General features: G+C 60.9%; 19 protein-coding genes. 8 read left to right on the forward strand and 11 right to left on the reverse strand.

All coding sequences use genetic code 11. The features are described 5' to 3' along the window. Nucleotides 1-228 precede the first annotated feature (228 nt). Entirely contained in the window at nt 229-1,746 is a 1,518-nt protein-coding gene (locus tag AB5Y83_RS04645; protein WP_368174774.1) for an aldehyde dehydrogenase family protein, read from the forward strand. Nucleotides 1,747-1,826: 80 nt separating this feature from the next. On the opposite strand, the gene AB5Y83_RS04650 is transcribed toward AB5Y83_RS04645, so the two are convergent. Further along, nucleotides 1,827-2,612 carry a helix-turn-helix domain-containing protein gene (locus tag AB5Y83_RS04650; protein WP_106842430.1) on the reverse strand — a complete coding sequence of 262 codons (786 nt, stop codon included), beginning with the start codon at nt 2,610-2,612 and terminating at the stop codon, nt 1,827-1,829. Between the two features lie 233 nt (nt 2,613-2,845). Between AB5Y83_RS04650 and AB5Y83_RS04655 the strand changes: the two genes are divergently transcribed. Then, nucleotides 2,846-3,745: a DMT family transporter gene (locus AB5Y83_RS04655; protein WP_368174775.1), complete on the forward strand. Its 900-nt coding sequence runs from the start codon at nt 2,846-2,848 to the stop codon at nt 3,743-3,745. An 81-nt stretch (nt 3,746-3,826) separates the two neighbouring features. Here the strand turns inward: AB5Y83_RS04655 and AB5Y83_RS04660 are convergent, their stop codons facing one another. Genes AB5Y83_RS04660 through AB5Y83_RS04675 form a run of 4 tightly spaced genes read right to left on the reverse strand, consistent with a single transcriptional unit; the run spans nt 3,827 to nt 9,002 of the window. Then, nucleotides 3,827-4,522: a response regulator gene (locus AB5Y83_RS04660; protein ID WP_005338420.1), complete on the reverse strand. Its 696-nt coding sequence runs from the start codon at nt 4,520-4,522 to the stop codon at nt 3,827-3,829. 3 nt (nt 4,523-4,525) lie between these two features. Next, complete coding sequence (locus AB5Y83_RS04665) at nt 4,526-6,094, reverse strand: sensor histidine kinase (RefSeq protein ID WP_069526286.1); 1,569 nt, start codon at nt 6,092-6,094, stop codon at nt 4,526-4,528. Nucleotides 6,095-6,111: 17 nt separating this feature from the next. After that, nucleotides 6,112-7,662, reverse strand: a complete 1,551-nt coding sequence (locus tag AB5Y83_RS04670; RefSeq protein WP_204483951.1) for an NAD-dependent malic enzyme — start codon at nt 7,660-7,662, stop codon at nt 6,112-6,114. 23 nt (nt 7,663-7,685) lie between these two features. Then, nucleotides 7,686-9,002, reverse strand: coding sequence for a 2-hydroxycarboxylate transporter family protein (locus AB5Y83_RS04675; protein WP_335844209.1), 1,317 nt, complete (start codon nt 9,000-9,002; stop codon nt 7,686-7,688). A gap of 988 nt (nt 9,003-9,990) precedes the next feature. Between AB5Y83_RS04675 and slyA the strand changes: the two genes are divergently transcribed. From slyA to AB5Y83_RS04700, 5 genes are all read left to right on the forward strand, one after another. Then, complete coding sequence (gene slyA / locus AB5Y83_RS04680) at nt 9,991-10,503, forward strand: transcriptional regulator SlyA (protein WP_368174776.1); 513 nt, start codon at nt 9,991-9,993, stop codon at nt 10,501-10,503. A gap of 1 nt (nt 10,504) precedes the next feature. Continuing rightward, entirely contained in the window at nt 10,505-11,560 is a 1,056-nt protein-coding gene (locus AB5Y83_RS04685) for an HlyD family secretion protein (protein WP_040066685.1), read from the forward strand. Further along, nucleotides 11,550-12,647: a DUF2955 domain-containing protein gene (locus AB5Y83_RS04690; RefSeq protein WP_204797096.1), complete on the forward strand. Its 1,098-nt coding sequence runs from the start codon at nt 11,550-11,552 to the stop codon at nt 12,645-12,647. Before AB5Y83_RS04685 ends, AB5Y83_RS04690 begins: the two co-directional genes overlap by 11 nt. Before the next feature lie 172 nt (nt 12,648-12,819). After that, the gene (locus AB5Y83_RS04695) at nt 12,820-13,584 is read left to right on the forward strand and encodes an ABC transporter substrate-binding protein (protein WP_118854192.1); all 765 of its coding nucleotides are present in this window, start codon (nt 12,820-12,822) and stop codon (nt 13,582-13,584) included. 142 nt (nt 13,585-13,726) lie between these two features. Continuing rightward, a complete protein-coding gene (locus tag AB5Y83_RS04700) occupies nt 13,727-14,083 on the forward strand; it encodes an MliC family protein (RefSeq protein ID WP_005358851.1) in 357 nt (118 codons plus the stop codon). A 56-nt stretch (nt 14,084-14,139) separates the two neighbouring features. Here the strand turns inward: AB5Y83_RS04700 and AB5Y83_RS04705 are convergent, their stop codons facing one another. The 4 genes from AB5Y83_RS04705 to nrdD all read right to left on the reverse strand — a co-directional run bounded on the left by AB5Y83_RS04705 (nt 14,140) and on the right by nrdD (nt 17,672). Continuing rightward, the gene (locus tag AB5Y83_RS04705; RefSeq protein ID WP_368174777.1) at nt 14,140-14,532 is read right to left on the reverse strand and encodes a TonB family protein; all 393 of its coding nucleotides are present in this window, start codon (nt 14,530-14,532) and stop codon (nt 14,140-14,142) included. Nucleotides 14,533-14,709: 177 nt separating this feature from the next. Further along, nucleotides 14,710-14,880: a YqaE/Pmp3 family membrane protein gene (locus tag AB5Y83_RS04710; protein ID WP_005338440.1), complete on the reverse strand. Its 171-nt coding sequence runs from the start codon at nt 14,878-14,880 to the stop codon at nt 14,710-14,712. Nucleotides 14,881-14,944: 64 nt separating this feature from the next. Further along, complete coding sequence (nrdG, locus tag AB5Y83_RS04715) at nt 14,945-15,454, reverse strand: anaerobic ribonucleoside-triphosphate reductase-activating protein (protein ID WP_368174778.1); 510 nt, start codon at nt 15,452-15,454, stop codon at nt 14,945-14,947. A 100-nt stretch (nt 15,455-15,554) separates the two neighbouring features. Continuing rightward, nucleotides 15,555-17,672, reverse strand: a complete 2,118-nt coding sequence (gene nrdD / locus AB5Y83_RS04720; protein ID WP_164537488.1) for an anaerobic ribonucleoside-triphosphate reductase — start codon at nt 17,670-17,672, stop codon at nt 15,555-15,557. A gap of 444 nt (nt 17,673-18,116) precedes the next feature. Here nrdD and AB5Y83_RS04725 point away from each other — a divergent pair, with 444 nt between their 5' ends. Then, nucleotides 18,117-19,109, forward strand: coding sequence for an ABC transporter substrate-binding protein (locus AB5Y83_RS04725; RefSeq protein WP_368174779.1), 993 nt, complete (start codon nt 18,117-18,119; stop codon nt 19,107-19,109). 82 nt (nt 19,110-19,191) lie between these two features. Here AB5Y83_RS04725 and ligA read toward each other — a convergent pair whose 3' ends face one another. Continuing rightward, nucleotides 19,192-21,198: an NAD-dependent DNA ligase LigA gene (ligA, locus tag AB5Y83_RS04730; RefSeq protein ID WP_368174780.1), complete on the reverse strand. Its 2,007-nt coding sequence runs from the start codon at nt 21,196-21,198 to the stop codon at nt 19,192-19,194. Between the two features lie 99 nt (nt 21,199-21,297). Further along, entirely contained in the window at nt 21,298-22,464 is a 1,167-nt protein-coding gene (zipA, locus tag AB5Y83_RS04735) for a cell division protein ZipA (protein WP_021229154.1), read from the reverse strand. Nucleotides 22,465-22,473 lie beyond the last annotated feature (9 nt).

Below are 22,473 nucleotides of genomic sequence, written 5' to 3' on the forward strand. Positions count from 1 at the left end.
CTGTTCACAAACAGCACGACTGTCTTGGCCACTGTCCAGAAACGGTACAGTTTTATCGCAATAGCCGTGGACATTGGTTAACCAAGATACGCTGCCACACCCCATTTGATAACGTTTTTGTAACCTTCTGTCTGCTGGTCAGACCCTTTGGCACGCCCCTTGCGATATCAGCTGGCAACCGGTCTGTCAGCCAGTCCGGTCAGGATCACACACATAAAGGATGATGAGATGATTTATACCGCTCCCGGTCAGGCAGGTGCCCTGGTCAGCTTCAAATCCCGTTACGACAACTTCATCGGCGGTGAGTGGGTGGCTCCTCGCGCCGGCCGCTACTTTGAAAACATCTCGCCGGTGAATGGCAAAGTATTCTGCGAGGTCGCCCGCTCCGACGCCGCCGATATCGAGCTGGCGCTGGATGCCGCCCACAAGGCGTTCACCAGCTGGAGCAAGACCAGCGTCACCGAACGCAGCAACCTGTTGCTGCGCATCGCCGATCGCATCGAGCAGAACATCGAGCGGCTCGCCATCGCCGAAACCTGGGAGAACGGCAAGGCGGTGCGCGAAACCCTGGCGGCAGACCTGCCGCTGGTGGTGGATCACTTCCGCTACTTCGCAGGCTGCATTCGTGCTCAGGAGGGCTCGGCCGCCGAGCTGGATCAGAACACCGTCAGCTACCACTTCAAGGAGCCCATCGGCGTGGTCGGCCAGATCATCCCGTGGAACTTCCCGCTGCTGATGGCCGCCTGGAAGCTGGCCCCTGTGCTGGCGGCCGGTTGCTGCAGCGTGCTCAAGCCCGCCGAGCAGACCCCGGTCACCATCATGCTGATGATGGATCTCATCAAGGACATCCTGCCTGCCGGCGTAGTCAACGTGGTCAACGGCTTCGGCGCCGAGGCAGGTCAGGCGCTGGCCACCAGCAACCGGATCCAGAAACTGGCCTTTACCGGTTCGACCGAAGTGGGCGCCCATATCCTTCGCTGCGCAGCCGACAAGCTGATCCCCTCCACCGTGGAGCTGGGCGGCAAGTCCCCCAATATCTACTTCGCCGACGTGATGCAGCACGAGAGCAGCTACATCGACAAGGCGGTAGAAGGGATGCTGATGACCTTCTTCAACCAGGGGGAAGTGTGTACCTGCCCCTCCCGCGCGCTGGTGCAGGCCAGCATCTATGACGACTTCATGGACCGGGTGCTGGCCCGCGCTCGCACCATAGTGCAGGGCAACCCCCTCGATACCGCCACTCAGGTGGGGGCGCAGGCGTCCCGCGAGCAGTTCGACAAGATCCTGGGCTACATGGAGATCGGCCGCGGCGAAGGGGCCAAGATGCTGATCGGCGGCGGCCCGGCCAAGGTGAGCGGACTGGAGGGGGGATTCTACATCCAGCCCACCATCTTCTCCGGCCAGAACAAGATGCGGGTGTTCCAGGAGGAGATCTTCGGGCCGGCGCTCGGGGTCACCACCTTCAAGGACGAGGCGGATGCTCTGGCCATTGCCAACGACACCCAGTACGGGTTGGGGGCAGGCCTGTGGACCCGCGACAGCAATCTGGCCTGGCGCATGGGGCGTGGCATTCAGGCTGGCCGGGTCTGGGTCAACTGCTACCACGCCTACCCGGCACACGCCGCCTTTGGCGGCTACAAAAAGTCGGGGATCGGCCGCGAGACCCACAAGATGATGCTGGACCACTACCAGAACACCAAAAACCTGCTGGTGAGCCACGACATCAACCCGCTCGGCTTCTTCTAGCGCAAGCCGGCGTCATCAGAAAGGGCGCCTGCGGGCGCCCTTCTTGTTTTGCTTTACCAGATGACATGTCCGGCAATTAGTTATCTGCCCGACTGCTGGCGATAACGCTGGGGGGAGCAGCCCAGCTCCCGGTTAAACATGGCGATAAAGGCCGAGGTGGAGCCGTAACCGAGCCGCCAGCTGATCTCCTGAATGGGCATGTCCCCCTTGAGCCAGGCCAGCGCCTTGAGCAACCGCAGCCGCGCCCGCCACTGACCGAAACTCATCCCCAGCTCCCGCAAGCAGCGCCGCGCCAGGGTGCGCTCTGTGGTGTGCAGTTGTCCGGCCCACTGAGCCAGAGTACGGGGATCGGCAGGATCGCTGTGCAACGCCGCCAGCATGGGAGCCAGCAGCTTGTCCTGACTCATCGGCAGGTAGCTCTCCTGACAGCGGGTGCGCGCCAGTCGCTCCACCAGCAACTCGGCCTGACGCTGATCCCACTCATCCACCATATGGCTCACCCGCCGTTCGCAAAAATCGCTCAGCAGGGCGCGAATAAGCGGGGTGAGCAGTAGCAATCGGGGCTCTGGCGGCAGCTTGGCCGCCAGCTCGTGGCTGACGTAGATGGAGGTGTAGTCGAGGGTCTGCTCGTTGTAAGAGGTGTGGTCGAGATCCGCCGGTACCCAGATAAGGTAGTCGGCAGGGGCAACCAGTCGCTGATCCCCCAACTCTATCTCCATGATCCCCAGGCTGATCATGTTGAGCTGGCCCCAGGGGTGGGAGTGCAGCACGGTCGCGCTGTCGGCCAGCATCTGCTGGTAACTGAAAAAGAGCGGATTGGGAGCGGGCAGAACGACATCTACCGGCTGAAAGTGGTGAGTGGCCATCAGCGCCCCTTGTCAGCGAGAGAGAGGAGCAGGCGTGATGCAACGCCCTGTTGGCTCGGTCTCCGGCACAGGCCAAAAGCCGCCATCAGTTGCGGACTGACGCAGCCCGTGTGGGCCGGAATAAGGTACATCAGAAAGAGTTGTCTTTTCCGCTGGGTCATCTGTCTGTTTTACGCTACTTGATAATATAAAGACAAGGGTAGACTTGGCCCCCTGTTAATAAGGAGCCTCTGATGCGAATCTTTTCCCCTCTTCTCTTTCCGCTGATGGCTGTGCTGATCTGGGCTACCAATACCGTGGTTTCCAAGGCGGCCGCCAACGTGCTCGATCCCGCGGCCATCTCCTTCTATCGCTGGGTGATCGCCGCCCTGGCGCTGACCCCCTTCTGCCTGCCCACCCTCTGGCGGCGACGCAGTGAGGTTCGCCCCTGGCTCGGCAAGCTGCTGGTGCTGGCGGCGCTCGGTATGGTGCTCTACCAGTGCCTCGCTTACTACGCCGCCCACAGCACCTCGGCTACCAATATGGGGGTGATCGGCTCCCTGATTCCGCTGCTCACCCTGCTGCAAGGGGCGCTCTTCTTCGGCCAGCGTCCCGGCAAACAGGCACTGCTCGGCATGAGTCTCTCCCTGTTCGGGGTGCTCTGGCTGCTTGGCAAGGGCGAACCGCTTGCCCTGCTCCATAACGGCATCAACCCGGGGGATGGCATGATGCTGCTGGGCTCCGCCAGCTACGCCCTTTACGGCCTATTGATCCGCCGCTGGCACCTGCCGTTTGGCCCCTGGCTCAACCTCTATATGCAGATCCTGCTGGCGGTACTGCTGCTGGTGCCGCTCGCTCTCAGTGCCGACTCGATGGCGGTGCCAGCTGAAGGGTGGGGACTGGTGCTCTTCGCTGGGCTTGCCTCCTCCCTGCTGGCGGCTTACTGCTGGATGCGCGGCCTCGCTTGCATGGGGGCAGAGCGCACCTCGGTCTTTATGAACCTGATGCCACTCTGTACGGCGCTGATCGCCGTCGTCGGCCTGGGCGAGCCGATCCACGGCTACCACCTGCTGGGTGGCGGACTGATCCTGGGCGGGGTGATGATCTCCCAGCTGAAAAAGCGTGTCCCACTGCCGGAACGCAATGCGGCCTGACGGGCAACATGCAAAAAACAACAAGGGAGCCGCTGGCTCCCTTGTTCATTTCTATCGTGCTCTAACGACGGTGAACCGACTTCACCCCGCCCGGCGCCAGCGGTAACGCCGCTCCGGCCGCCCCCGCTGACCATAGTTGAGATCCACATCCACCCGGTCTTCCGACTCCAGATACTCCAGATAGCGGCGCGCCGTGGTGCGGCTGAGGGAGAGTCGCAGCGCCACCGTGTCGGTGGAGAAGACGTTCTCCGGCTCACCCGCCAGCAGATCCAGCACCTGACGCAGGGTGATGCTGTCGATCCCCTTGGGAGTGACGCGCATCTCCTTGATCTGGGAGCGCCCTCCCTTGCCCAGCAGCTTGTCGAGATCTTCCTGCTCCAGCCGACCCCGCTCGCAGAGGCGGCTGTGCAGTTGCAGGATCTCGTCCAGACTCTGCTGGATGCGAAACAGCCGCAATGGTTTGATGACGTAGTCATGAACCCCCAGATTGAGGGCCTGCTGGATGGTCTCCACATCCCGCGAGGCAGTCACCATGATGACGTAGGCTTCGCGGTTGTGGCTACGCAGGCGGCTCACCCACTCAAGGCCGGAGCCATCGGGCAGGGAGACATCCACCAGCAGCAGTTGGGGCACCACACCGGCCATCATGGCATCGGCCTGGGCCAGGGTGCCGGCCCGCCCCAGCAGGGAGAAACCGGGTGTCGCCGCCACCAGTTCTGACAAGATGGCACCGATCCGATCGTCATCTTCAATAACAAGCGTGATTATTGGATCCATGGCTCACATTAATTGGTTTTTATTCAAGTAGATACCAAACAGGGTGGTCTGCTCGGCGGTTCGCCGCCATTCTATCACACCCTCGTGCCGACCCACGGTCTCCTTGACCAGGAACAGACCCACCCCGTGATCGCCGCTCTGGCGACTCACCCCGTAATCGAACAGATGATCGGCCAGCTCCTCGTCGACCCCCTCGCCGCTATCCTCCACCTCGATCACCAGTCGCCGCCCCACATCGCACAGGGAGAGCAGCACCCTGGGCGGCCGCTGCTGGCGGTTGCGCCAGGCTGCCTGCAGACCATTATCCAGCAGGTTGCCAATGAGGGTAATGAGATCGGCCGAGACCGAGGCCGGATACTCCGCCAGCGCCGAATCGGGATCGAGTTCCAGGGTCACCCCCAGCTCGCGGGCCCGGCTGAACTTGCCGAGAATAAGCCCCGCCACCGGCTTGTTGTCGATCAGCCGCAGCAGCTCCTGCAGCATGGTCTGGCACGCTTCGTTCTCCTGCTGGATCAGCTCCACCGCCTGATCCACATGGCCCAGCTGCAACAAGCCGGAGAGGCTGCTCAGCTTGTTGGCGAACTCGTGGCTCTGCATCCGCAGCATCTCGGCATACTGGCGCAGATGGGTCACCTGTACCCCCAGACTGGCAGCCACCTCCGGACGACTGAAGATCAGAAGCCGCCCCGGCGCCTTGCCCTGCACCGCCTGCCAGCGACCGACAAAGGACTCCCCCTGAATGGTGAAGCTCACTTCCCCACCCTCTTGCTCCAGACAGGGGGCAAGGGGCGGCACCAGCTCCGCCAGCGACTGTCCCTGCAGGGCGTGGCGCCCGGTGACCGGCAGCCGCAACTGATAGCTGGCGGTACTGTTGATCATATTGATATTGCCGCGGCCATCGAGGGCGATGACCCCTTCGGTAATGTGCTCCAGTACCAGATCCTGCAGGGTAAAGCGGCGCACGATCGCCTCCGGCTCCAGATCGAGCAGGGTCTTGCGCAGCAGGTATTGCACCCAGAGCGCCAGCAGCAGGCCGCACCCCAGCACAGCCACGATGGCGCAGATGAGCAGGGCCACCCGCTCCATATAGATGCCCTCCACCTGCTGCATCAGGTAGCCCACCACCACGGCCCCCATGACCCGCCCATCCCCGCCAACCACCGGGGAGAAGCAGCGGATAGCCGGCCCCATGGTGCCCCGATCCTTGGAGCAGTAGCTGCGCCGCTCCTGCAGCGCGGGCCAGATATCCTCGCCGCGAAACTTCTGCCCCACCAGCTCGGGGTTGGGGTGGCTGAGGCGGCGACCATGCTCATCGGTCACCACCATATAGGTGGCATCGGTGCGGTTGCAGACCGCCTCCACGTAGTCGCGCAGGGTAGGATCACTCCCCTGACGCAGAGCTTCGACCACTCGGGTATCCGCCGCCATCACCCGTGCCAGATCGCTTCCCTTATCCTGCAGATTGCTCTCCAGCAGATGACGGATAAAGAGGGCCAGCAGACTGCCCAGAATGAGGATCAGCAGCAGGGAGAGCCCGAGAGAGAGGGTGACCAACTGGTGGCGAAGTTTCATGCACATACCTTAAAACGTCAGGACGCTGCCCAATAGTGCGGATGCCACCAGGTCTGGTCAATCAAAGGAGCCGGATCGCCGACAAAATCGGCCAACCCCTCCTCGCGGGCACAGAGTGCCACCGCTCTGGCGACGGCGCGGGCCACCTCTCCCACCTGCTCGATGGGGGGCAACAGCCGGCCCGCCACCAGCGGATAGGCGCCGACAGCCCGCACCGCGGCCAGCAACATGCCATCGCTGATGCGGCGCGCCTTGACCGCGCAGGCCCCGAGACCAATCCCCGGGAAGACATAGACGTTGTTGCACTGGGAGACCACCCGCCGCTCACCGGCCACCGTCACCGGCGCAAAGGGGCTGCCGGTGGCCAGCAGGGCGCTGCCATCTGTGGCGGCCCACACCTGCTCGGGGGTGGCCTCGGCACTGCGGGTCGGGTTGGAGAGTGGCAGGATCACCGGCTGATCGCACACCTCCCCCATCGCCTGCAGCACCTCGCCAGTAAAGAGGCCGCCCTGACCGCTCACCCCGATCAGCACAGCCGGGCGCACCTGACGGATGGTCTCCAACAGCGAACTGTTCCCCTCCTCAACGGCGCGGGCAAACGGCTGTTGGGCACGAGTCAGGTTGGGACGATCGGCGCAGACCACCCCATCCTGATCAAACAGCCAGACGCCGTTGTGACTCCCCGCCAGCTGGGCCAGCATGGCGGCGATGCCACAACCGGCAGAACCCGCGCCGACGATCAGCACCGGGGTATCGCACAGGGCGGTACCCGCCTGCTGCAACCCGGCCAGCACGCAGGCAGAAGCGACCGCCGCCGTGCCCTGAATATCGTCGTTGAACATGCAGAGCTCGTCCCGATAACGGGTCAGCAGGTTGGCGGCATGCTTGCCGGCAAAGTCTTCAAACTGCAGCACCACCTGGGGCCAGCGCTTGCGAATGGCGGCCACCACCTTGTCCATGAAGTGGTAATAGCTCTCGCCGTCAATGCGCGGGGATTGCCAGCCGAGGTAGGAGTCATCCTCCAGCAGCTCGGGGTTGTTGGTGCCTACATCGACACAGAGCGGCAGGGTGCGCGCCGGATTGATGCCGCCAGCAGCGGAGTAGAGCGCCAGCTTGCCGATACAGATCCCCATGCCGCCGATACCGAGATCGCCAAGCCCCAGCACCCGCTCACCGTCGGAGATGACGATCACGTCCACCTCCTGCTCCACCGACTCGAGGATGTCGTCAAGATCATCCCGGTCGTGCCAGGAGAGGTAGAGGCCGTGACTGCGCAGATAGAGATCGCTGTGGCGCTGGCACGCCTCCCCCACCACCGGGGTGTAGATGATCGGCAGCAGCTCCGGCAGGTGGTGGCGCACCAGATCGTAGAACAGCACAGGGTTGTCCTCTTGCAGCTGGCGCAGCAGCAGATGCTGGTCAAACGGACTCTGCATGGCGCTGACCAATCGGTAGATCCGGCGCCGCTGCTGGGAGAGGGACTCCTCCTTGTGGGGCATGCGACCCCGCACCCCCTGACGCTTGCGTTCTGCATAGGGCAGGCTGGTGCCCATCATGATGTCGTTCATTTTGTTTGTTCCTCAATCCTGTATCAGGCGAACAGGGAGATAAGAGCAGTAGCCAGGATCAGCATCACGGCGCCACCAAGACGGGAGGAGATCTGGGCAAAGGGCATCAGCTTCATGCGCTGGGCCGCCGAGAGCACGGCTACGTCGCCGGTGCCGCCCATGTTGGCCATACAAAGTCCGCCGGTGATGGCCGCCTCGATGGGATAGAAACCGATCATCCGGCCCACCAGCGCCGCGCCGAGGGCGCCGCCAATCACGGTGACCATGACCAGCACGAAGTAGCTGATGGAGAAGGCGCTGATCAGCTCGGGAATACTGGTATAGGCGACGCCGATCCCCACCAGCAGGGAGGGAGTGAGGTTGCTCACCACAAACTGATACCAGTCGGCCGCCGCCTGCTCATAACGGCGCGGCAGCAAGCCGCTCACCTTGATAAAGGCGACGGCCAAAATCATCAGGGCGAAGGGGTGCATGGGGATAAAGTTGCCGAGCAGGGAACCCAGCACAAACATGCTGGTGCTGATGAAAAGCCCCATACCCAGACTCTGCAGGGTCGGCGCTTCGGCCTGCTCGTCAGCAATGCTCTGGCTATTCTCTTTGACCATCAGCTTGCCGTTGCCAGTCAGGGAAGGATAACGGCGACCAAGGCGCGCCAGCAGGGAGCCCACCAGAATGGCCAGGGTATTGGCGATCACCACCGCCGGTACCATGCGCGACAAGAGATCCGCACTGGACATCTGCATCGGGCCGGAGAGGATCTCCACCAGAGGCACAGCCCCCGCCCCCATGCCACCCCCCATGATCGGCAGGCCGATCAGCAGCACCGCATTCTTGAAGCCATACCCCATCAGGGAGCCGACCAGCCCCACGCTCAGCAGTGCCAGCGCCACGCCGCCAAGAATGACCGGCAGGTAGCGCATGGCGGCATTTTTCAGCAAAGCGCCGCTCATACCGAACACAGAACCGGTCACCAGACTGGCGATAAAGAAGTTGAGAAAGCCTCCCTCCTTCATGAAGTTGGTGATGACCTGCCCCGCCTGCACCGGCAGCAGCTGGTATTCGAACAGGGCGGCGCCGCCAAAGATGGCGAGGATGGTGCCGCCCCCCAGATATTCACGGATCGGCATGATCCGCTCCCCCAGCTCGGTCAGCAGGGTGCCCAGCACGAACATCAGTGCCAGCGCACCGACCATGCCCAGCGGCAACGAGCCGTTCCAGCCGGAAAAGAGAACGCAGGTCGCCAACCCCAGAAATATAAAGAGCGGCATACCGGCAATTTGTTGGCCGCCCATAAAGGCGGCCTTTTCTTGTGTGGTTTGTAGGGGTGAGAGGTTTTTCATTGTTATGTACTCTGCGTGTGATTGTGACCGCTACTTTATTGATCCCCCTCACTCCTGTCGGTTAGCCAGACTGCAAAGCCATATAAAAACATTAAAAACTTAAACATCATGGTGCCGCCAACGTGCGCTGCACAATAGAACACCAGACCATCGATGCCCTGCTCGACCAGGAAATAGGGCGATAAAACGAGCGAACCCAATGGCGGATATTGGGATGATCAGCAGTAATAACGATGCGATGATCTCTCCCCCTTCGGGGAAATAACAGAGCCAGATGACAAGCTCTGCGACCATTTATCGCCACAGATCCTGTGAGTGATAATCAGCGGGCAACCTCATCGCCACGACGCGAGTGCCACGGCATGCTACATCAGGGTTTAAGTCAGCGTGCAGGAAGCACGCACGATGAAAAAGGGTGAGGAGGAAGATGCAAAAAGGGGAGATTGAAATAGCGATGAGTCAAGCCAGCGAATACCAGAGCACTGGCTTGAACTCACAAGGATCACACACGGTCAGGTCTATTCTGCCAACAGCAATGGAATATTGGCGGGGTCAAAATCATGACTGATATCGGTACTTCTGATTGCGCCTTCCCGATTCACGCCATGGTGTGACTCTGCACTATATTCTCCATCACTCAACAGCGCTTCAATTGCCAGATACACACATCCACTGTCATATCCATCCACAACCCGTTTCCCCCCTTGTTTTATAACCCCATCAATATTAGCGGATAAAAAAAGAGCTGCTCACTGAAGCTGAAAATTTCATGAAAATAATCGCCGGATATCCTCCATTCACGGCGCAATATCCGAATCGGCAAGAGAGCCTCGAGTGGATCAGCCCCGAGAATAATATCAGGGTCTCGAATGATGCCAGCTCGCACCAGCGAAAGATCCGACCAGAAACATGATACGCATCACACTATTTACTTAGCCTGCTAAACAAGTATGATACTTAGCAGGCTAAGTACATTGAGGATGAGAAGATGACGGATCTGGAAAGGTTGCGCGAGCTGTCGCTCGCCGAGCAGATAGCGCGGATGCACCGGCTATGGCGTACTGCCGCCGACCTGGAGCTGGCTCCCCTTGGCCTCACCCATCCCCGCTGGACCGCGCTGTGGAAACTCTCCCGCATGGGGAACCATGTCAGCCAGAAGACCCTGGCCGACGCCCTCGAAATCGAGCTCCCCTCCCTGATGCGCACCCTGGGCCAGCTGGAAGAGCAGGGACTGATTGAGCGCCACTGTTGCAGTCAGGACAAGCGGGCCCGCATCGTCTGTGTGACCCCGGCTGGCCAGGCCCTGCTCGATCAGATCGCCGACCTCATCATGAATATCCGCCGCGAGCTGCTGGGGGGCATCGACGAGCAGACCCTGCAGCTGTTTGAAGCCACTGTGCAGCGGATCTCGGCCAACGCCCTCAGCAAAATTGAACAACACCACGACCGACAAGCCGGAGGCGATACAAGCCCTCCCGAGACCGACACAGAGAGAGAATAAGATGACCCCGGATCAACAATTTACCCGCTGGATCAAATGGTCCATGGCTGGCTTTGCCACCCTGTTTGCCTATTTTCTGATAGCCGACCTGCTGATGCCCCTCACCCCTCAGGCGATGGCGACCCGGGTGGTCACCAAGCTGGCCCCCCAAGTGAGCGGCAAGGTGATCGAGGTCGCCGTTCACAACAACCAGCAGGTCAAGAAAGGGGATCTGCTGTTCAGGCTGGATCCGGCCCCTTTTGAACTGGCAGTGGAACAGGCCCGCCTTGCGCTGGCGCAGGCAGAGCAGCAGAACAGTGAACTGGATGCCGCCCTGACCGCTGCCGTTGCCGAGATCAACGCCAAAGAGACGCTGGCCAGCCAGAAGTGGCGCGAGGCTGAGCGGATCGATGCGCTGTACCAACGTCACATGGTTTCGCTGCAACAAAAAGATGAGGCTGACAGCGCCCTGCGCAGCGCCCAGGCCAACCTGCGCGCCAGTCAGGCCAAACTGGCCCAGATCAAGGCCAGTCGTGGCGTGACCGGTGAGGATAATCTGTTGCTGCGCCAGGCCCGCAACAAGCTGGCGCAAGCGCAGCTGGCCCTCTCTTACAGCCAGGTCCACGCGGATCAGGATGGCACAATCACCAACTTGCAGCTCAAGCCGGGCAGTATCGCCAGCGCCGGCAGCCCGCTGCTGGCACTGGTGTCGGAACAGGTGGACGTCATTGCCGATTTTCGGGAGAAGAGCCTGCGCCATGTTGGCGAGCAAACCCGCGCACTGGTGGCCTTCGATGGCGAACCGGGTCAGCTCTATCCTGCTCGGGTGAGCAGTCTGGATGCCGGAGTGAGCGCCGGTCAGTTTGATGCCAATGGTCGACTGGCCGCACCGGTGGAGTCGGATCGCTGGGTACGGGATGCCCAGCGGATGCGGCTGCACCTCGAGCTGGAGCAGCTCCCCGATCATCTGCCAGCCGGGGCGCGGGCCACGGTGCAACTGCTGCCGGACAATGCCCTGACCGCCATGCTGGCACGAGGCCAGATCCACCTGCTCAGCCTGCTCCATTATGTCTACTAACCACGCCACTCACCCGTCGGCCAATACTGCCCCAGCCCACCCCGTCGGTGGTGCTGCCACCCACCTCTGGTATCGGCCCCTCACCGGCAACGAGCTGCGCCAGTGCCTGCGCATCGCCTTTGGCTGCACCACGGGCTTTCTGCTCTGCAAGCTGTTTGGCTGGAATTACGGGGTCTTCTATACGGTCACGCCTGTGCTGCTGCTGGGGATGGTGCCGGTGATGAATGGCCATGCCGCACGCCAGCTGATAGCGGCGGCGGTGGTCTGTGGGGTGGAGGTCGGGCTGCTGGGGGGGCTGTTTGGCAGCCATCCGGCGCTGATGACCCCCATCGCCTTTCTGCTGTTTCTCTACCGCTTCGCCGCCATGTCGCGGGGCAGCCTGTTTCTGTTCGGGGCCAACGGGGTACTGAGCCTCAGCATCATGCTGCACTTTGCCAGCTATCCGCAGACCGACCTCAACGACCTGATCCTCAACAATATCTGGGCGAGCGTGCTGTCGGTGTTGATCGCCTACCTGATGACCATGCTGATCCCGGATGTGGAGGCCAGACCCAAGCCAGCCTCGGCCCCCAAGGCACCGCACCGGATGCGCCATGAAGCCCTGCTGGGTGCCACTGTGGCCACCCTGTCGTTTCTGGTATTTCAGGTGTTTGACCTGCGCGACTCCATGTCTGCCCAGGCCACGACCTTGCTGGTGCTGTTCCCCATGCACTGGAACGGTGCGCTGAGTTATGCCCGCAAACGGGCGATGGGTACCTTGCTGGGGGTCACCTTCGGCCTGCTCGGCCAGCTGCTGCTCTATGACTGGTCAGGGCAACTGCTGCTGGTCGCTCCACTGTTGTGGCTTGGCGCCATGCTGTTCAGCCATGCCCACGTCAAGGAGGCAGGCGGCTCGGGGGTCGGCTTTGGCGCCCTCACTACCCTCGGCATCCTGTTTGGCCAGTACCTCACCCCGGGCAACGATCTGGTGTTCAGCGCCCTCTACCGGGTGAGCAGCATACTGTTTGCCATCGTGGTCACCCTGCTGGCCTGCTACCTCGTCCACCGGTTGCTCAATCGCTTCGAGGCAACCCGCTTCGGTTATTGATTTCCTGTTGTAAGCACTGTTGTCAGCCCATGGATGAGCTCTCTTTCGCCCCGTCGCCTGCCGGGGCTTTTTTTCTCGCCCTCGTTTACCTCCCTCACCAATACTCCTGCCACTACAAGTCAGCGCAGAAGTGTGGCTATGCTTGTAAGGCTGCTGTCGATGAGGTGTACCTATGGTTCCGTTGTTAAAAAAATGGCTGGTTTGTCTGGTACTGTTGGCTACCAGCCCGCTCGGGGCCACCCCGCTTGTCATTGGTGCCGAAGATGACTGGGCCCCCTACTGCGAGCGCGACAAGGACAATGAGGATGACCAGCCCCACGGACTGGCGCCTGAGCTGGTCAAGGCGGTGTTCGCCGCCGAAGGGATCGAGATTGTCTTTCGCACCCTCCCCTTCGCCCGCTGCATGCACGATGCGAAAAGCGGCAAACTTGCGGGGTGCTTCAACGCCACTATCACCGAAGAGAACCGCTACCAGTACCACTGGCACGATACCCCCATGTTCGAGGAAGATCTTGCCATCTTCGCCCTCGCCAGCGAGCCGCAACGGGATCTCAAGCTCACCTCGCTGGAGGGCAAGCGGGTGGGCATCACCCTCGGCTACACCTACCCTACCGATTTTATGGAGAACCCCAGAATCACCCGCTTTCAGGCCAAATCCGATGCCCAGATCCTCGAGATGCTGGTGCGCGGCCGGGTCGACTACATCCTGATGAACGGCATGCCGGGCTACCTCAAGATCCAGCAGAAGCAGCTGACCGGCAAGGTGGTCAAGGTTGGCAAACTCTCCACTGATGGCTTCTGGCTCGCCTTTTCCCGCCACCACCCGCAAGGGGAAGCGCTGGCCAAACAGTTCGAACAGGGGCTGCAAAAGATCAAGAACAACGGCATCTATGAGACGCTGATCCGCCAGTTTGAAACCAGACTTGGCCTCTACTGATTGACGATTCCTTCCTGATAGCGCCCCCTCATACTCGCGCGGTAGGCCGGACAGCCAGCGACGCACCGAATGGCCGTGCGGATTGCACAATAACGGCAACCTGTTAGGCTCACGCCCGTATGACACCAATGGAGCTGTAATCATGAATAAGGCACATATGATGGCCGCTGGTGCGCTGGCCCTCGGCCTGCTCGCCGGCTGCAATCAGGGCAATACCCTCTCAGTCACTGGTGGCGAACCGGTCAGTTATCAGTGCGAGCAGGGCAAGAAGGTGCAGGTGCGCTACTTCTCCCTCTCCGACGAGAGCCTCAACTTTATCAAGCTGTCACTGCCGGACGGCAAGGATTACACCCTGCCCCAAGCCGTCTCGGCCTCCGGTGCCCGCTATACAGACGAACATGAGGCCGTCTGGTGGAACAAGGGGGATGAGGGCTTTGTCGAGCTGCGGGATCAGGATGGCGAGTGGCAGACCGCCTACAACGACTGCAAACAGCAATAAACGTGACCCCGGCCTGGCCGGGGTCTCTCTTTCTCTGGCATCAGAGTGATGGGGGATCAGTTGATCTCGATTTCGAAGCGGTTGGTAACCTCGACCGGTATGGCATCCGGGTTGCCCTCTGCCGGGCTGTAGCGGATCCGCGAGAGGGTTGCCAGCGCGCTCTGCTCCAGCTCGCCGGGGGGCTCGGCCGCCACCACTTCCGGCTTGACCGGCGTGCCGCTGGCGTCGATTTGATAGCGAACTTCCACATACCCCTTGACCGGTTTGGCCGGCAGGGCGGGCTCGTCATTGCCAAGCCATGACCACTGCTTCTCCTGAACCCAGTAGCTGGACAACTGCTCGAGAGGGATAGCGATCGGAGCACGCTCGTGCGCCATCTCCTGACGGGATGAGCACCCCAGCAACAGTGTCACTGCCAGACCTGACCATACTGCAACTTTCCACTTCATGTAACGCTCCTTGTTCTCTGCCGGTGCTTGTTGCCGGACTGCGGGACGCTCAACGCGCGCCCTTTTGGTCAGTCACCCATCCTAACGAAAAAGTATTCGTATGAACATGAACAAAAGGGCCAACCCCGAGAGGTTGGCCCTTTTATCGTCAATGAGCTCACTAACCAGCCGAAGGTATCAGCCGCGCTTGTCGCTCACCACCAGCCAGAGCGCATGCACCATGCCCGGCAGACCGCCCATCAGGGTCAGCACTATGTTGATTAAAAAGTGCAGGCTAAAGCCCACCTGGATAAAAGCGCACACCGGGGGCAGGAAAATGGCCAGCAGGATCTTGAGCAGATTGTTCATCTCGGCTCTCCTTTTCAAAAATGTCGTCAGGATTGGAATGGGCTAACCATAAACATCCCGGACTTCAACTGCAAACCAGACAGGGAATTAGCTCACCCGCATCACGCCAGGCGTTGAGGTCGTGGATCTGCTGATTGCTGCTACCACGCCAGAGCAGGCCAGGGTCTGCCAACTCCTTTTCAAACTTGCCATCCACCAGCACATCCAGCAAGGCCACCAGCTCGCGCTGGGCCTCTGACAGCTCGCCGAGCCGGTAGCCGGTCCAGCACCAGATATCCTTGCCCGGACACTCGGCGCGCACCCGTTTCACCAGCGCCAGCACGTGGGGCACGTTGGCAGGGTGGAGCGGATCGCCGCCGGAGAGCGACAGACCTCGCCGTTTGATGCGGCTGTCGCTGAGATCCGCAATGATGCGATCGCTCATCGCCTGATCGAACGGCTTGCCGCCATCGAGCCGCCAAGTGCTCTGGTTGTAGCAACCCGGGCACTGGTGCTCGCAACCGGAGACAAACAGAGTGGCACGGGTGCCGGGGCCGTTGATCACATCAACCGGGTAGTATTGGTGGTAGTGCATCGTTTGTTTCCTGCCTCGTTCACGGGACAGCGGCATGGTTACCGCCCTCCAATGAAAATGGCCCCTTGAGTCAGGGGCCAGCTCTTCATCGTCTGTGCGCTTACATATGTTTGACGCGGCGCTTCACCTCTTCCTGCTTGCCCGCATTGAAGGGGCGCGCATCCGGGCTGCCGAGGTAGCCGCAGACACGGCGGGTCACCGACACCTTGGCCGGGTCATGGTTGCCGCAGCGCGGGCAGGTGAAGCCCTTGGAGGTACACTCGAACTCGCCGGTAAAGCCGCAGTCGTAGCACTCGTCGATGGGGGTGTTGGTACCGTAATAGGGCACCTTGTCGTAGCTGTAATCCCAGACGTTTTCGAGTGCTTCCAGATTGTGCTGGATATTGGGGTACTCGCCGTAGCAGATGAAGCCACCGCTGGCGATGGGCGGATAGGGAGCCTCGAAGTCCAGCTTGTCGTACGGATTGACCTGCTTCTCCACATCGAGGTGGAAGCTGTTGGTGTAGTAACCCTTGTCGGTCACGCCGGATACCACGCCAAACTCCTTGGCGTCGATGCGGCAGAAGCGGGTGCAGAGGTTCTCACTCGGGGTGGAGTAGAGGCTGAAGCCGTAGCCGGTCTCCTCTTTCCACTCGTCGATGGCCGCCTTGAGACGGGCGATGATGGCGATGGCCTTCTGTTGCAGCTCGGCGCTGTCAAACAGGTGCACCTTGTCACCAAACAGGGCGTTGATGGTCTCGTGAACGCCGATATAACCAAGGGAAATGGAGGCTCGACCGTTCTTGAAGATCTCGCTGACGTTGTCGTCCGCCTTCAGCCGCACACCGCAAGCCCCTTCCATATAGAGGATCGGTGCAACCCGTGCTTTCACCCCGTCCAGACGGGTGATGCGGTACATCAGCGCCTTCTTGGCGACCCGCAGGGAGGCATCCAGACGATCCCAGAAGTCCGCTTCATCGCGGGATTTCAGCGCAATGCGCGGCAGGTTGAGGCTCACCACACCCAGGTTGTTGCGACCTTCGTGGATCAGCTCGCCATTCTCCTCGTAGGCACCGAGGAAGGAGCGGCAACCCATGGGGGTCTTGAAGGAGCCGGTCACTTTCACGACCTGGTCGTAGTTGAGGATGTCCGGATACATCCGCTTGGAGGCACACTCCAGCGCCAACTGCTTGATGTCGTAGTTGGGATCGCCCTGCTTGTGGTTGAGGCCATCCTTGATGGCGAACACCAGTTTCGGGAACACGGCGGTCTTCTTGTTCTTGCCAAGGCCAGCGATACGGTTGCTGAGGATGGCGCGCTGGATCATCCGCGACTCCCAGCTGTCCCCCAGACCAAAGCCGAAGGTGACAAACGGCGTCTGACCGTTGGCGGTGTGCAGGGTGTTGACCTCGTACTCCAGTGACTGGAAGGCGTCATAGCACTCTTTCTCGGTGCGAGCCATGGCGTAGGCTTCCACATCGGCAATGCCCCACTCTTCGGCCACTTCACGGTGTTTCTGCCAACTGATGGTCACATAGGGGGCCAGCACTTCGTCGATGCGGTTGATGGTAGTGCCGCCATAGATGTGGCTCGCCACCTGAGCGATGATCTGGGCGGTCACGGCCGTGGCGGTGCTGATGGATTTCGGGGTATCGATCTCCGCATTGCCCATCTTGAAGCCGTGGGTCAGCATCCCCTGCAGATCGATCAACATGCAGTTGAACATCGGGAAGAAAGGCGAGTAGTCGAGATCGTGGAAATGCAGATCACCGCTCTCATGAGCCTGAACCACATCACGGGGCAACATGTGGCTGGTGGCATAGTGCTTGGCGACGATACCGGCCAGCAGGTCGCGCTGTGTCGGGATCACCTTGGAGTCTTTGTTGGCATTCTCGTTGAGCAGGGCGGCATTGGTCTGCTCAACCAGACCGCGGATCTCCTGCGCCAGACGGCCGCGCGCCTCGCGGGCCTGATCCCTGTCGTGGCGATATTCGATATAGGCACGGGCGATGGCCTTGTCGTCGGAAGCCATCAGGTGGTTTTCGACCCGGTTCTGGATCTCGTGGATATCAACTTCACCACGCCCTTCCAGCTCCTGACTCACCGCATTGGCAATGCGGGAGGCGAGTGCCGGATTGGCCTGATTGACCGCTTCCGCCGCACGGCTGACCGCCTCTGCAATCAGCTGGGCATTGAATGGTGCGCGACATCCGTCACGTTTGATCACAACCGGTTTCATGGATTTTCCCCGTTAAAAGGCCAGGCATTTGCCTCTGGCTCACCCTTGTTGGGCCCCCCTCCCGGCATCTCGTCCTGGACGCAAATAAATTCAGCCGAGGCTTGACAAGCCTGGGCTGAAGATAGGAGGGGAACAGCTTATACACAGCTTAATAACACAACATATAGGGATTAAAAACGAATGCGCCCCTATATGTGGTGTCTATTAGGCACTAAAGCGAAGCCTCATTTCTTGATCCAGAACAGGTTTTTCAGCGAGCGGGACAGTTCACGACCAACCCAAAAGAGCTCCATTCAAATCCAATCTCAAGCAGAGTGCGGGCTGGAGTCCGATCCGCCCACCCGAAAAAAATTGCCCCCCGCCGCACCGGTTTCGAGATGACAGCGCCAACCAACACGGCCCATACTGAACAAGAACTCTCTCCCCCTCAACAAGGGACAACCCATGCGCACCTCCCTGCTATTGCTACTGCTACTGCTACTGCTACTGCTATCCACTCTATCTCTGCCGCTCTGGGCCGCCAACATTCTGGTGATCAGCAGCTACCATCCCGAATACCTGTGGGACCAAAGCTACAACAAAGGGCTGCTCGATGGCTTGCAGGGGGAGCACAAGATCACCCACTTCTATATGGATACCAAACGCCATCCACGGGAGAAGTTCGACGAAATCGCCCAGCAAGCCATCGCCTTTTATCTGAAGAGCAAACCGGATCTGGTAGTACTGGGGGATGACAACGCCATCAACTATCTGGCCAACGAGATCGCCTCGCTGGGTACCCCGGTGGTCTTTCTCGGCATGAACGAGAACCCCCGCCTCAAGGGCTTTGTCGGCCACCCCAAGATCACCGGCGTGCTGGAGCGTCCCTTGCTCAAGCGCAATATCAGCGAAATAAGCCAGATGATGGGGGGGCTCGACAAAGCACTGGTGCTGTTTGATTCCAGCAATGTGGCCCTCACCGCCATCGAGGATGAATTCAAGACCCAGACCGAGCTGCGGGTCGGTCAGACCCGGATCAACAGCCAGCTGATGGGGGATTACAGCCTCTGGCAGGAGGCAGTGCTCAACGCCAAGAAGAACGGCTATCAGGCAATCTTCCTCGGCCTCTACCACACGCTGGTCGATGACAATGGCAAGCATGTGAGCGAAAAGACGGTGCTGGAGTGGACCAGCGCCAACACGCCGGTGCCGCTCTTCTGTTTCTGGGAATTTACCGTCGGCAAGGGGATGGCCATCGGTGGGCTGGTGCTGGACGGCCACGATCAGGGGATACAGGCAGCCAGCCTCATCAACACCATACTGGCGGGCACCCTGCCCCGTACCATCTCCCCCCGCGCAGCCCTGCGCGGCGAATATGTCTTCAGCAAGAGCGAGCTGGCCCGCTGGCAGCTCACCGTGCCCGACAAATGGCGCCACAAGATCCTCTGGCGTGAGTGACCGCCGAAACAAAAAAAGAGAACCCGGCCATGCCGGGTTCGCTTTTATCGGGTGCTGCGGTTAGCAGGCTTGGTGAGGGCTATCAGCCCTGCAACGCCTGTTGCAGCTCCTCTTCGGTCCAAATGGTAATGCCGAGCTCCTGCGCCTTGGTCAGCTTGGAACCGGCCGCTTCCCCCGCGACCAGCACATCGGTCTTGGCAGACACAGAACCAGCTACCTTGGCGCCCAGCGCCTGCAGTGCCGCCTTGGCATCGTTGCGCGACAAAGTGGTGAGGGTGCCGGTCAGCACAAAGGTTTTGCCGGCAAAGGGTTGCTCCGCGGCCTCTTTCTTCTCGATGGCTGGCCAGTTGATGCCGGCAGCCAGCAAGGCTTCCAGCACCTCCACGTTGTGGGGCTGACGCAGGAAGTAGTAGACATGCTTGGCCACCACATCGCCCACGTCGGCTACTTCGAGCAGTTGCTCCACCGAAGCCGCGCGCAGGGCATCCAGGGTGAGGAAGTGGTTGGCAAGATTGAGCGCTGTCGCCTCCCCCACTTCGCGGATCCCCAGGGCAAACAGGAAGCGCGGCAGGGTGGTGCTGCGCGCCGCATCGATGGCAGCCACCAGATTGAGGGCCGATTTTTGCCCCATCCGCTCAAGACTGGCCAGCTGGATGGCGTTGAGGCTAAACAGATCGGCGGGAGTCTTCACCAGCCCCTTGTCTACCAGCTGCTCGACAATCTTGTCGCCAAGGCCGTCCACATCCATGGCGCGACGGGCGGCGAAGTGCTTGATCGCCTCCTTGCGCTGCGCCTCGCAGAACAGGCCACCGGAGCAGCGGGCAACCGCCTCGCCTTCCAGCCGTTCTACCGCCGAGCCACACACCGGGCACTCGGTCGGGAAGAGAATTTCCCGCGCATCAACAGGGCGCTGTGCCTCTACCACGGCCACGATCTGCGGGATCACGTCCCCTGCCCGGCGCACGATCACGGTATCACCGACCATGACGCCAAGGCGCTCGATCTCGTCGGCGTTGTGCAAAGTGGCGTTGGAGACAGTCACGCCGCCGACAAACACCGGCTTGAGCTTGGCCACCGGCGTCACGGCGCCAGTACGGCCAACCTGAAACTCGACATTCTCAAGCTCTGTCATCTCCTCCTGCGCCGGGAACTTGTGGGCGGTCGCCCAGCGCGGGGCGCGGGCCACAAAGCCGAGCTCCTCTTGCAGAGCGATGGCATCCACCTTGTAGACCACGCCGTCGATCTCGTAAGGCAGCTCGCCACGGCGGGCCAGAATGTCGTCGTGGAACGCCTGACAACCGGCAGCCCCCTCTTTGAGTTTCACCTCGGGACTAAGCGGTAGCCCCCACTCCTTGAGCTGATTGAGGCGACCGAAGTGAGAGCCACCGAGCTGCTCGCCGCCAACACCGACACCGTAAGCGTAAAAGCTCAGGGGACGGCTGGCGGTGATGCGCGAGTCAAGCTGACGCAGGCTGCCGGCGGCTGCATTGCGCGGGTTGACGAATACCTTCTCGCCCGCTGCCAGCGCCTTGGCGTTCATCGCCTCAAAACCGGCCTTGGGCATAAAGACTTCGCCACGCACCTCCAGCCGATCGGGCCAGCCAGAGCCGCGCAGCGCGAGCGGAATGGCCTTGATGGTGCGCACGTTCTCGGTGATCTCCTCACCGGTGGCGCCATCGCCCCGGGTGGCCGCCTGCACCAGCTGACCATCCACATAAAGCAGGCTCACCGCCAGACCATCGAGCTTGGGCTCGCAGCAGAAGGTGAAACGCACGTCACGCTTGAGGCGATCGCTCATGCGCTGTTCGAACGCCTGCAACTCTTCGCTGCTAAAGACGTTATCAAGGCTGAGCATGGGGATTTCGTGGCGCACCTGTTTGAAGGCGGTCAGCGGCTGACCACCGACCCGCACGCTGGGTGACGCCGGTGTTTTCAGCTCGGGGTGGTCAGCCTCCAGCGCAATCAGTTCGCGCATCAGACGGTCGTATTCGGCATCCGGCACTGTGGGGTTATCCAGCACATAGTACTGGTGACCATATTCGGTAAGCAGTTCACACAATTGACGGTGGCGGGAGAGGGTGTCGCTCATGAAAAAGTCTCGAAGTGTGATTGAACATACGGCCGGGGTAGAAACAAAAATGCGGTACCAGGGTACCGCACTTTTTCCTCACTCGACCCGCATGGCGTATTAGTCGCGACTGGCCTCGTAGGCAGCCAGCTCGTGACGGTAACGGGCAATGGTCTCGTCGCTCAGCGGGCTGCGATCCATATCGGTCAGCATGGCATCGAGATCGCTGGCCAGCTGATCGGCAGCCTGCAGCATATCCTCGAAGGCAAACGCGGCATTGCTGCGCAGCGGCAGTTGCATGAACAGGGAGACACCCGGCGTGGTGAACTGCTCCATCCGGTACGGGTTGAAGGTACCCGGCTTGACCATGTTGATCATGGAGAAGAGCACTTCACCCTTGCCGTTGGGATCTTCGTGACGGTGGAAAATATCCATCTCGCCAAACTTGAAGCCCAACGCCATCAGGGATGAGAGCAGGGTCGCACCTTGCAAGTCGTGACCAGGACGGCCCATCAGGTTGATGACATAGACATCCTGCCAGATCTTCTCGACCGGCTGGGGCGCCATGCGCGGCTCTTCCACCACAGGTGCAGGTGCCACATAGGCCGGCTCTTCATAAACAGGCTCGGGAGCCACATGACGGGGCTGCGGCTGATATTCCGGCTCGGGTGCACGCACCGGTTCGGCACGAACGGTGTCGGCAGTACGGACTGTCTCTGCACGGGCACCAAAAGTCGGGGCGGTCGCATAGGCGGGCTCGACCAGCGGCTCGTCGTCCAGCGACTGCATCATGGGCTCGCGCTGGGGACGGGAACGGTAGACCGGGGTACGACGATTGACCTGAGCAGGTTTGCGCACCGGCGCGGCAGGCGCCTCGTCGATCTCCTCGGGCAGCGGTTCGTCGAATGTTTCCTCTTCATAGACAGGAGGCGGCGGAACCGGGCGGGCAGCAGGCTTGCGCACTACGGGCGGCGGCAGATCGTCCTCGTCATCTTCATCATCAAAGGCGGGGACGGCAGGGCGACGACCGAGTTCCGGCTGGCGGCTCTCTTCACTGCGCAGCTTGGGCTCGGCACGACGGCCACCACTGACCACGCGTACCTGGCCGATGCCATCGCTGTCGAAGGCGTCGTTATCACGATCCCGCGACTTGGAGTCCATCCGTCCAATCGGTTTCTCTTTGATCGGTGCCTGACGATTCTTTTTGTTGCTCCACAACCCGTGAATGAGCAATGCCGCAATAGCAATACCGCCCAGGGCAACCAAGATGTAACGCAATTCCTGCATTAGCTGCTT

Source organism: Aeromonas sp. R5-4, assembly GCF_040908215.1.
Classification (GTDB): domain Bacteria; phylum Pseudomonadota; class Gammaproteobacteria; order Enterobacterales; family Aeromonadaceae; genus Aeromonas; species Aeromonas veronii.

Coding starts and splice junctions, on each gene's coding strand:
- AB5Y83_RS04705 (WP_368174777.1), bottom strand. CDS start 14,532: ATGAAGTGGAAAGTTGCAGTATGGTCAGGTCTGGCAGTGACACTGTTG.
- AB5Y83_RS04675 (WP_335844209.1), bottom strand. CDS start 9,002: ATGAAAAACCTCTCACCCCTACAAACCACACAAGAAAAGGCCGCCTTT.
- AB5Y83_RS04695 (WP_118854192.1), top strand. CDS start 12,820: ATGGTTCCGTTGTTAAAAAAATGGCTGGTTTGTCTGGTACTGTTGGCT.
- AB5Y83_RS04685 (WP_040066685.1), top strand. CDS start 10,505: ATGACCCCGGATCAACAATTTACCCGCTGGATCAAATGGTCCATGGCT.
- AB5Y83_RS04700 (WP_005358851.1), top strand. CDS start 13,727: ATGAATAAGGCACATATGATGGCCGCTGGTGCGCTGGCCCTCGGCCTG.
- AB5Y83_RS04710 (WP_005338440.1), bottom strand. CDS start 14,880: ATGAACAATCTGCTCAAGATCCTGCTGGCCATTTTCCTGCCCCCGGTG.
- AB5Y83_RS04725 (WP_368174779.1), top strand. CDS start 18,117: ATGCGCACCTCCCTGCTATTGCTACTGCTACTGCTACTGCTACTGCTA.
- nrdD (WP_164537488.1), bottom strand. CDS start 17,672: ATGAAACCGGTTGTGATCAAACGTGACGGATGTCGCGCACCATTCAAT.
- AB5Y83_RS04690 (WP_204797096.1), top strand. CDS start 11,550: ATGTCTACTAACCACGCCACTCACCCGTCGGCCAATACTGCCCCAGCC.
- slyA (WP_368174776.1), top strand. CDS start 9,991: ATGACGGATCTGGAAAGGTTGCGCGAGCTGTCGCTCGCCGAGCAGATA.
- AB5Y83_RS04645 (WP_368174774.1), top strand. CDS start 229: ATGATTTATACCGCTCCCGGTCAGGCAGGTGCCCTGGTCAGCTTCAAA.
- ligA (WP_368174780.1), bottom strand. CDS start 21,198: ATGAGCGACACCCTCTCCCGCCACCGTCAATTGTGTGAACTGCTTACC.
- AB5Y83_RS04650 (WP_106842430.1), bottom strand. CDS start 2,612: ATGGCCACTCACCACTTTCAGCCGGTAGATGTCGTTCTGCCCGCTCCC.
- nrdG (WP_368174778.1), bottom strand. CDS start 15,454: ATGCACTACCACCAATACTACCCGGTTGATGTGATCAACGGCCCCGGC.
- AB5Y83_RS04655 (WP_368174775.1), top strand. CDS start 2,846: ATGCGAATCTTTTCCCCTCTTCTCTTTCCGCTGATGGCTGTGCTGATC.
- AB5Y83_RS04665 (WP_069526286.1), bottom strand. CDS start 6,094: ATGAAACTTCGCCACCAGTTGGTCACCCTCTCTCTCGGGCTCTCCCTG.
- AB5Y83_RS04660 (WP_005338420.1), bottom strand. CDS start 4,522: ATGGATCCAATAATCACGCTTGTTATTGAAGATGACGATCGGATCGGT.
- AB5Y83_RS04670 (WP_204483951.1), bottom strand. CDS start 7,662: ATGAACGACATCATGATGGGCACCAGCCTGCCCTATGCAGAACGCAAG.
- zipA (WP_021229154.1), bottom strand. CDS start 22,464: ATGCAGGAATTGCGTTACATCTTGGTTGCCCTGGGCGGTATTGCTATT.